This is a genomic window from Prevotella sp. Sow4_E9_plate (genome assembly GCF_052116205.1).
GTDB lineage: Bacteria > Bacteroidota > Bacteroidia > Bacteroidales > Bacteroidaceae > Prevotella.
On sequence record NZ_JBQKLN010000071.1, the window covers coordinates 1 to 9639 of the forward strand.

Sequence of the window (9639 nt, forward strand, 5' to 3'; positions counted from 1 at the left end):
ATCCGCTTTCATGAAGCTTCTTCAGAAGGTCGGGATTGCGACAAATCCAACGCATCAGATGAGCACTTGCCACCATGGGTGACGAATCGGGGAAATAGAGCAGAGCCAGTTTCTGCTTCGTATAGCTTCTTATATCCATATAGCTTTTGATGTTTAAGTATTATACTTACGGGTTGAAAGTATTATCCTTACGGGTTGAAAGTAACATACTTACGGGTCGAAAGTAAGATACTTAGTCCTCGAAAGTTTCCGTAGGATCGACGGCAGCGTCGCTGTTCAGCTCGATAGGTTCCTTCTCTATGACCATATCTTCCTTCTTCACATGGTCGAAGTCGAGCTGGAACATGTAGGTAGGTTTGAGGAAATCGGCGAGTGGATGGCTCTCCGAAGATTTGATGCAAGGGAAGTACGATGGCATCGTGGCTGTCCCATTCATGCTTTTGTTTGGTTCTTTTTCCATTTTTTAAAATTATCAGTTGTTAATATACTAATCCGTTGTTTGCAACGTACTCTACGAAAGAGTGTGGGTGAACACTTGGCGATGAAGTCGGTGAAGGGTGAACCCCGATGCCAACCTTTAGCGTTAATAATGTGTTAAAAACACTATATAACCCATTATAATAGAGACTCTTATATTTCTAGCATGCGCTGTATATACAAAGTTCTTTTTATTAGGGTTCACCCCGGAGCCGAAAAGGTGAATGCTTGGGGCAAGTGTTCACCCCGCTGTTCACCATTCGGTAACTGTCAGCAAAGTTACGACAAAAGGGCGATATAGGAAATCGAAAATTACTACATTGTGGTAAAAATAAATAATTTAAGTATTAATTTTGTTTAAAAAGGAACGATGGAAAAAAGAAATTCCTACTTTCTGCCGCTGAGAAGTTGAAGCTCGCGGCTGAGATTTCGTCGAAGACTGCCGAGCAGCGTTTCGACAAGTTTTCAAACCAGTTAGTGAAGTCTGCCAAGCACATTTATTCAGAGAAGGCGACTTATCATGAGTTGACCGAAGGCATGCGTGCCTGGGTGTTGAAGAAGAGTGACATCAAGAAAGCGTTTCTCCTGACCCGCAGTTTCTTCACCCATTTGAACAAGGGCGAGCATATGTTGCTCTCCGAGTTTGTTCGTTTCACCAATTGGATTTTCCCCCATTATACTAGCGGAGGGCACCTTTTTCAGTGCCCTCAAGAATACGGTAGGGGATTCGGACTGACAAGCATAAAGAACATGCGCTCTTTTTACCTGATGTTCTGCAAATTACAAATTGGTCAAGCAATGCTTGACCAATTCAAACTCACAGACGAACCAATTCGTCAAGCTCCGCTTGACGAATCTACGATACCATTCTATCCTAACCTATCATGGCTTCACTATGAACGCTTACTGCGTGTAAAAGATGCGGATGCAAGGTTGTGGTATTTGAAGGAGGCGGCTCGTGAGCAATGGGATTACCGTACCTTGCAGCGTAATATCTCTTCACAATACTATTATCGTTTGTTGCAAACCCCTGAGCATCTGCGCAAAGAGGTAAGTGACGAGATGCGTTCGCTGACTTCAGATTTCGAAAAAGACAAACTCTCTTATCTCAAGAATCCTGTGATAGCAGAGTTCTTAGGATTACCACAGAACCCTGCCTATAGTGAATCGAAACTGGAAACTGCCATTATCGACCATCTACAGACTTTCATCATGGAGTTGGGCAAAGGCTATGCGTTTGTGGCTCGCCAACAGCATATCAAGACGGACATGGGCGATTTCTATATCGACCTTGTGTTTTACAACATCATCCTAAAGTCCTATCTCATTATTGATTTAAAGACTACGCAGATAACTCATCAGGATGTGGGACAGATGGATATGTACGTCAGAATGTATGACGAGTTGAAGAGAGAGGAAGGCAATAATCCTACTATCGGTTTGGTTCTGTGTTCTGACACAAGCAAAGACCTTGCACGTTATTCCATATTGAAAGACAGCAAGCAGCTCTTTGCCGCTAAGTATCTTACTTATCTTCCTACAGAAGAAGAGTTGAGCCGAGAAATCCGTGAGCAGAAAGAGTTTTTTGAATTACAAAAGGGAAAAGAGACAGAAGATGAAGATTAGAAATAGTATATAATTCGCCAACAACTTGTTGGCGAATTGATACTTAACGATAAAACTTATGTTATGAACGGAAAACAATTAAAGAACAGCATATTATAATGGGCGATACAGGGAAAACTTGTACCGCAAGACCCTAATGATGAACCTGCAAGCGTTTTGCTTGATAAGATTCGATTATTCGAAGAGATAATCCTCAATTTAATGATTTAGTGTCAGAGTTTACTAATACGATAACTTTGTTAAATGGTAAGCCTGATTAGCTTTTTAAAATTAAGAAATATGCCCCTTTTTAAAGTGGGCTCAGTTCTTGACTTATCTTTTTATCAAGAATTAGAGAATTCTTTCTTCTGTTATGATGATTTGGATTTTTTTTAATACGCTACAATCTGCAGAATAGCTTTAAATGAGCTATTTATGAATTTTCTACCTCAATAGAGGTATTGATTTGGCAGTAGTTCTAATTTCATAAATATGCGTACATTTGCTGTCAAACAACTATTCTCTGCTGTAAAGGTACAATAACTACACGAAATAACAATCGCTATATTGGAATATTTTAATAAAATAGCTTAATTTATAATGATTATCGCAAAATTTAATGTATATTTGCAGCAAAATTCGGTGAATTTATGAAACTAAACAAGATAAAAGATGTCTTAGATAGCAAGGGAATTTCACAAACTTGGCTGGCAAAACAGTTAGGTAAGAGCTTTAGCACGGTCAATTGCTATGCTCGGAATAAATACCAACCCGATTTAGAAACGCTTCTTGAAATCTCAAAGATTTTAGAAGTTGACCTCAAGGATTTGATTACGGACGAGAACGAAAGAGTGTAATGAACTCGTAGTTTTTGTCTTGGCAAGTATGTTGTAGAACTTCTGATAATAAAATATTATTTGAATATGGGCATAAGCAAAGATTTAACAGAAGAGGACATCAAGTTCCGCTATATCAACGAAGCCATCACAAGCAAGGGATGGTCAAAGGATAGTATATTCATGGAACAGAAGGTTAAATTTACTGACGGTAAAATTAGCCTTCACGGTAATCTTGTGCATAGAGAGAAACCGAAGTTTGCCGACTATGTACTTTATGCAAATAAGGCAACACCCATTGCTATTGTAGAAGCAAAGGATGCCAATCATTCTGTTTCTCATGGATTGCAACAAGCCATGACCTATGCCCAAATGCTTGATGTAAAGTTTGCATACAGTTCAAATGGTGAAGGTTTTGCCGAACATGACTTCTTGACAGGCAAGGAACGCACTTTTACTATGGACGAATTTCCAACAAAAGGAGAACTTGTCGAAAGATATAAAAATGGGGCTAACGATGGAAACGGACTTAACGAACAAGAGCTGGCTATCATAGAGCAGCCTTTTTGCACTGGTCAGAATATATTTCCGCCACGATATTATCAGCGCAATGCAGTTAACCGCACAGTTGGTGCCATTGCCAAAGGACAAAACCGTGTGCTCCTTGTTATGGCAACTGGCACAGGCAAGACATATACTGCATTTCAGATTGTATGGCGTTTACTTAAAAGTGGTTTAAAGAAGAAAGTGTTGTATCTTGCAGACCGAAACATATTGGTTGACCAATCCATACAGCAGGACTTTAAACCATTGGAGAAAGTAACGCACAAGATAGACTACTCAAAAGATAAAAAACACTTGGAAGAATTAAGTTCTTATCAAGTGTTCTTTGCCCTCTACCAGCAGTTGATTGGCCAGAATGATGCCAAAAATTATCAAGAGTTGTTCCCTAATCCCGACTACTTTGACCTCGTTATTGTTGATGAGTGTCATAGAGGCAGCGCAAAGGATGATAGCAACTGGCGAAACATATTGGAATACTTTTCTTCGGCTACTCATATCGGTATGACTGCCACACCAAAAGAGACCAAGTACCAGTCGAGTATTGGTTACTTTGGCGAGCCAGTATATACTTATAGTCTCAAGAATGGCATAGAAGATGGCTTCCTTGCTCCTTTTAAGGTAATCAACATCACAACGAACATCGGTGATGAGTGGAGACCAACAAAGGGACAAAAGGATATGTACGGAAACGAGATAGAAGACCGCATCTATAACAATAGCGACTATGATTACAACATTGTTATAGAAGACCGAATTAGGGAAGTTGCGCAGGAAATAACCAACTATCTGAAAAGTATAGACCGTATGGCGAAAACCATTGTGTTCTGTGCCGATGAAGTTCACGCTGAACGCATGCGTGTGGCATTGACCAATGCCAATTCCGATATGTGCAAGAAACATCCCGACTATGTGGTTCGCATAACAGGTAGCGATGAGTATGGAAAAGGCAAACTGGATTACTTTATCTCTGTATCTTCAGAATATCCTGTCATTGCAACAACTAGCAAACTGCTTTCTACCGGTGTGGATTGCAAGATGGTAAAGCTGATAGTGCTTGACCAGCAGATTGGTTCCATGACGGAGTTTAAGCAGATTATAGGTCGTGGAACCCGTCTTCGTGAGAATGATGGAAAGACCAATTTCACGGTGATGGATTTTCGCAATGTAACACGCTTGTTTGCAGACCCCGATTGGGATGGCCCGATAGAGATAGACCCAAACTATCCTGCAAAACCAAACGAAACGGACCCACGTACATTTCCAGAGGACACAGACACTCCTCCGTCCTCGACAAATGCGCCAGTTACACACTCAAAGCCGATTGTAGATAGAGAAGGATGCCAGGTAATGGTTGTCAATAAGGTAGTGTCCGTTTACGATGCCGATGGCAAGCTGCTTCGCACGGAGAGTATTACCGACTACACGAAGAAGAATATCCTTGATTCGTTTGCAACCATTGATACATTTACCTCCAAATGGAAAGAATTAAAGAAAAAGTCAGACATTGCTGATATGCTGAAAGAAAGAGGCATAGACCTTGCGGAATTAAAGACTTCGCAGGAAATGAGCAATGTGGATGATTTTGATTTCATCTGCCATATCGCATACGGCAAGAAGACCCTGACGAGGCGGGAACGTGCCGAGCAAGTGAAAAAGCGTGATATATTCACCAAATATGGAGAGCAGGCACGGCTGGTACTTGAGGCTTTGCTGGAGAAGTACATGGAAGAAGGCATTTCTGAACTTGAAAGTCTCACTGTGCTTGAAAACGATCCTTTCCGCCGATTTGGCTCTAAGGCAAATATAGTAAAGTTCTTCGGTGGAAAGAGAGATTATCTGAAGGCCGTAAAAGAGTTGGAGCAGACAATATATAATATAGCATAAAAAGAAACAATATAAAATGAGTTTATCAAATTTCGTAAAACGAATACGCAATATCATGCGCAATGATGCCGGTATCAATGGCGATGCGCAACGCATAGAACAAATGGCATGGATGCTTTTTCTGAAAGTTTATGACGAGAAAGAGAATGACTGGGAGCTAGACGATGATGATTACAAGTCTATCATCCCTGAAGAATGCCGTTGGCGCAACTGGGCACATGATGATGGAAGCGGCAATGCCTTGACAGGTGACGAACTGCTTTCGTTTGTCAACAACACCTTGTTTGTTGAACTCAAAAACATTGAGGTTACACCTGACACCCCAATTCGTCAGGCAATAGTAAAGACAACTTTTGAGGATGCCAACCAATATATGAAGGATGGTGTTCAGCTCCGCCAGGTGCTGAACGTGATTGACGGACTGAACCTTGGTGACTATGAAGAGAGTCATGCTTTCGGTGAGATATACGAAACTATCCTCAAAGAAATGCAGTCAGCAGGCTCGTCTGGTGAGTTCTACACTCCAAGAGCCTTGACCGAGTTTATGGCAGAGATTGTCAACCCGCAGATTGGCGAAAAGATGGCAGACTTCGCCTGTGGTACGGGAGGCTTCATCACCAGCTGGTTGGGTGAATTGGACAAGAAGGTCAAGACTGCAGATGATCGTAAGCAGTTCAATCAGTCTGTATTCGGCATCGAAAAGAAACAGTTCCCATATATGTTATGTGTAACAAACCTGTTGCTGCATGGCATAGATACACCATTGGTATATCACGACAATTCGCTTACAAAGGATGTTCTCAACTACACAGACGAAGACAAGTTTGATGTTGTGTTGATGAATCCACCCTACGGAGGTAATGAAAAGGCCGACGTGAAATCTCACTTTCCTTCAGATATGCGCAGTAGCGAGACTGCCGACCTCTTCATGGTGCTTATCATGTATCGCTTGAAGAAGAATGGCCGTGCTGCAGTCATTGTTCCTGATGGTTTCCTTTTTGGAGCAGATAACACAAAGATTGCCATTAAGACAAAGTTGCTCAGGGATTTCAACTTGCACACCATTATACGTTTGCCTGGCAGTATCTTTGCGCCCTACACTTCCATTGCCACGAATATTTTGTTCTTCGACAATACCAGTGCGGAGGGTGCTCCAGAAGGCTTCTCGACAAAGGAAACATGGTTCTACCGTTTGGATATGCCAGAGGGGTACAAGCATTTCTCCAAGACCAAATCAATGAAGTCGGAGCATTGCGATCCTATCCGTGAATGGTGGAACGACCGCAAGGAGATTATCATTGCCGATGGAGACGAGAAATCACGCTGCTATCCTGTTAAGGAACTGATAGATTCCGACTGCAACTTCGACTTGTGTAAGTTCCCGAAAGAGGATGAGGAGATTTTACCGCCAGCCGAACTGCTTGCCGACTATTTCAAGAAGCGCAAGGCTCTTGATCATGAGATAGACAAGACATTGGCAGAGATACAGCGTATATTGGGGATTGAGGTGAATGTGGACGAATTGTAATAATTATACAAAAAGGTCAACCGATGGTTGCCCTTTTGATTCTGAATTGGCTAACCACTGGTTAGCCAATTCAGAAGATGAGAAAAAGTTTGGATAAATAATTTGTAGATTGGTATGGAGAATAAAGAGTTAGCAAAAATTAATGATGCTGCCTATCAAAAGTTGGTTGACAATATAACTACGCTATGGGGTGAATCTAAAGCTAAAGCCATTACTGCGGTAAACACGGAATTACTTGATGCCAATTGGCAGACAGGTAAATATATAGTGGAATTTGAACTAAAAGGTAAGGACAGAGCTGAGTATGGTAAACAGTTACTTGTGAACCTTTCCAAAGACTTAACAACAAGAAATGGAAAGGGTTTTAACCGTTCTAATCTCGTCTATATGCGTAAGTTCTACCTCGCATTTCCAATTTGTGGGACAGTGTCCCACAAATTGACATGGAGTCATTATTACGAACTATTGAAGTGTGATAATTCTCTCGAAATGAAGTTCTATTTTAATGAGTGTATAAAGGAAGGCTGGAAAGTTAGGGAACTGAAAAGGCAGATGAAAAGTTGTCTGTTTCAGCGACTTGCACTAAGCACAGACAAGGTAGGAGTTCTTGCATTGGCTAATGAGGGACACCAAGTGCAAACTCCGCAAGATATTATTCGCGACCCATTCGTACTTGAATTTGCTGGACTTCCCAAACAGAAACGCTATAAGGAGAGTGATTTGGAAAAGGCTCTGAAAGACCATATGGAGCAGTTCCTTTTGGAAATGGGACGTGGTTTTGCATTTGTGGGCAGACAATACTCCATGCAGATAGGTAGCAGACAGTTCAAGGTGGATTTGGTGTTCTACCATTGTATCTTGAAATGCTATATTCTGATTGATTTGAAGCGAGCAGAGATAAAACATGGTGACATCGGGCAGATGAATCTATATCTGAACTACTTCAAGACTGAAGTTTGTCAACCAGATGATAATCCACCCATTGGCATAGTTTTGGGAGCAAGAAAAGACGAACTGCTGATGGAGTATGCCTTGGAGGGTATAACCAATCAATTGTTTGTAGCACGTTACCAACTCTATTTGCCAAAGCGTGAAGAACTGCAAGCGCAACTTGACAAATTGTTGGACGAAGCAGAGTAACAACAATAAAATAAGGATATTTCGATTTTATAGCATAATTATGAAAAGTAATATTGGAATACAAATCATTTTGTCTATTGTACTGACTATGTGCAGTATCAATATAAATGCACAAACGGTTGGGTATACATATCGACCTTTGGCTGCCGAGGGATGCAACATGAAATATAGCGTTGCGAAGCAAGATACGGCATATTACATTATCGCAACCGTAAAGTCAGACAGACTGAATTTCCTGAAAGAATCAACCATGTTGTTGAAAACATTCGATGGTGAAGTTATTAAACTTTATGGTTCTCAGATTGGTAGCGGCTCTGAAACGGCAGGTATTGTCTCTGGCAATATAGTCCTTCCAGTGACAGAAATCAGTTCTACAGCTCAATTCAAGATAAGTCCACAACAATTTGAGTTGTTGAAAAAAGGCGTGGCTAAGATAAGGTTATCTACCATACCTATTGAGCATGAGCGGACATTTGCCAAAGATAAAATAGGCAAGAAACTTTATCAGTTCTTCTTGAAGCAGAAGAATAAGGACAATGATTTCTAACGATAGAAAATTATAATGAACGGAAAGCAATTAAAGAATAGCATATTACAATGGGCGATCCAGGGAAAACTTGTACCGCAAGACCCTAATGACGAACCAGCAAGCGTTTTGCTTGATAAGATTCGCCAAGAGAAAGAACGCTTGATTAAGGAGAAAAAAATCAAGCGTGACAAGAACGCATCTATTATCTACCGTGGTGAGGACAATTCCTATTATGAGAAGATGTCCCACACTATATTCAAAACAGCATAATTATGGAACATCTGAAAAAGAGATTAAATCAACTTTTAGAAAAGAAAATAGAACTGGATAATTATTTGGCTAAACAATTACCCAAGTCTATTCTACAAGAGGCAATTCAAGGAAAGCTTGTGCCTCAAATAGCTGAAGAAGGTACAGCGCAAGAACTGCTTGAACAGATAAAGGTAGAAAAACAGAAACTCGTAAAGGAGGGCAAACTAAAGAAGTCTTCCCTTAATGGTTCTGTCATTTTCCGTGGTGGCGATAGCAGGTACTATGAGAAGATAGGGAAAAAGTGCGTGGATATAACAGAAGAAATTCCTTTTTCTATTCCAGCTAATTGGACATGGGTAAGAATTCGTGATGTATTCCGATTAAATCCTAAAAATGAAGCTGACGATGATTCTATGGCAGCTTTCATTCCAATGGAAAAGATTAGTGCAGGCTATAAATCTGATTTTGTCTTTGATACTGTCAAATGGGGAAGCATAAAAAAAGGATTTACTCATTTTGCGAATGGTGACGTTGCTTTTGCTAAAATTACGCCATGTTTTCAAAACAGAAAGTCTGCAATTTTCCATGGCTTACCTAATGGAATCGGGGCAGGAACTACAGAATTGAAAGTGTTGAGACCCTATGGAAATACAATAGGTAGATGGTATCTGTTGTATTTCTTAGAGTCTCCATATTTCATTGATGAGGCAACGTTGGGGGTGTAATTTAAACTGTGTCAAGGCTTGTTCTTAACTTTCATTCCCACTCCCTGCTGGGGGCATGCCCCCAGCAGGGAAGCCTTTTCGGCTGCAAAGTTACATAAT

Annotated in this window: 10 protein-coding genes; 8 read left to right on the forward strand and 2 right to left on the reverse strand. The window is 40.8% G+C overall.

Features of this window, described 5'->3' with window-relative positions; all coding sequences use genetic code 11:
- A partial coding sequence (locus ACTQ53_RS16575; RefSeq protein ID WP_441934341.1) for a DUF4248 domain-containing protein occupies positions 1-139 on the reverse strand: 139 nt, incomplete at its 3' end.
- Positions 140-232: 93 nt separating this feature from the next.
- Positions 233-460 carry a hypothetical protein gene (locus tag ACTQ53_RS16580; protein WP_441934326.1) on the reverse strand — a complete coding sequence of 76 codons (228 nt, stop codon included), beginning with the start codon at positions 458-460 and terminating at the stop codon, positions 233-235.
- 425 nt (positions 461-885) lie between these two features.
- Here ACTQ53_RS16580 and ACTQ53_RS16585 point away from each other — a divergent pair, with 425 nt between their 5' ends.
- The 8 genes from ACTQ53_RS16585 (at position 886) to ACTQ53_RS16620 (ending at position 9540) form a co-directional block, all read left to right on the forward strand.
- A complete protein-coding gene (locus tag ACTQ53_RS16585; protein ID WP_441934328.1) occupies positions 886-2103 on the forward strand; it encodes a PDDEXK nuclease domain-containing protein in 1218 nt (405 codons plus the stop codon).
- A 629-nt stretch (positions 2104-2732) separates the two neighbouring features.
- On the forward strand, positions 2733-2939 hold the full coding sequence (locus tag ACTQ53_RS16590; protein ID WP_302349598.1) for a helix-turn-helix domain-containing protein: 207 nt from the start codon (positions 2733-2735) through the stop codon (positions 2937-2939).
- Between the two features lie 66 nt (positions 2940-3005).
- Positions 3006-5366 (forward strand): EcoAI/FtnUII family type I restriction enzme subunit R, encoded by a 2361-nt coding sequence (gene hsdR / locus ACTQ53_RS16595; protein ID WP_441934331.1) that lies wholly within the window; start codon positions 3006-3008, stop codon positions 5364-5366.
- Positions 5367-5382: 16 nt separating this feature from the next.
- Complete coding sequence (locus tag ACTQ53_RS16600; protein WP_441934333.1) at positions 5383-6894, forward strand: N-6 DNA methylase; 1512 nt, start codon at positions 5383-5385, stop codon at positions 6892-6894.
- Between the two features lie 114 nt (positions 6895-7008).
- Positions 7009-8034 (forward strand): PDDEXK nuclease domain-containing protein, encoded by a 1026-nt coding sequence (locus ACTQ53_RS16605; RefSeq protein WP_441934335.1) that lies wholly within the window; start codon positions 7009-7011, stop codon positions 8032-8034.
- Between the two features lie 40 nt (positions 8035-8074).
- The gene (locus ACTQ53_RS16610; protein WP_118201265.1) at positions 8075-8581 is read left to right on the forward strand and encodes a hypothetical protein; all 507 of its coding nucleotides are present in this window, start codon (positions 8075-8077) and stop codon (positions 8579-8581) included.
- Between the two features lie 15 nt (positions 8582-8596).
- The gene (locus ACTQ53_RS16615; protein WP_441934337.1) at positions 8597-8833 is read left to right on the forward strand and encodes a hypothetical protein; all 237 of its coding nucleotides are present in this window, start codon (positions 8597-8599) and stop codon (positions 8831-8833) included.
- A 2-nt stretch (positions 8834-8835) separates the two neighbouring features.
- On the forward strand, positions 8836-9540 hold the full coding sequence (locus ACTQ53_RS16620; RefSeq protein ID WP_441934339.1) for a hypothetical protein: 705 nt from the start codon (positions 8836-8838) through the stop codon (positions 9538-9540).
- Positions 9541-9639: the final 99 nt, after the last annotated feature.

Coding starts and splice junctions, on each gene's coding strand:
- ACTQ53_RS16600 (WP_441934333.1), top strand. CDS start 5,383: ATGAGTTTATCAAATTTCGTAAAACGAATACGCAATATCATGCGCAAT.
- ACTQ53_RS16620 (WP_441934339.1), top strand. CDS start 8,836: ATGGAACATCTGAAAAAGAGATTAAATCAACTTTTAGAAAAGAAAATA.
- ACTQ53_RS16580 (WP_441934326.1), bottom strand. CDS start 460: ATGGAAAAAGAACCAAACAAAAGCATGAATGGGACAGCCACGATGCCA.
- ACTQ53_RS16615 (WP_441934337.1), top strand. CDS start 8,597: ATGAACGGAAAGCAATTAAAGAATAGCATATTACAATGGGCGATCCAG.
- ACTQ53_RS16590 (WP_302349598.1), top strand. CDS start 2,733: ATGAAACTAAACAAGATAAAAGATGTCTTAGATAGCAAGGGAATTTCA.
- hsdR (WP_441934331.1), top strand. CDS start 3,006: ATGGGCATAAGCAAAGATTTAACAGAAGAGGACATCAAGTTCCGCTAT.
- ACTQ53_RS16605 (WP_441934335.1), top strand. CDS start 7,009: ATGGAGAATAAAGAGTTAGCAAAAATTAATGATGCTGCCTATCAAAAG.
- ACTQ53_RS16610 (WP_118201265.1), top strand. CDS start 8,075: ATGAAAAGTAATATTGGAATACAAATCATTTTGTCTATTGTACTGACT.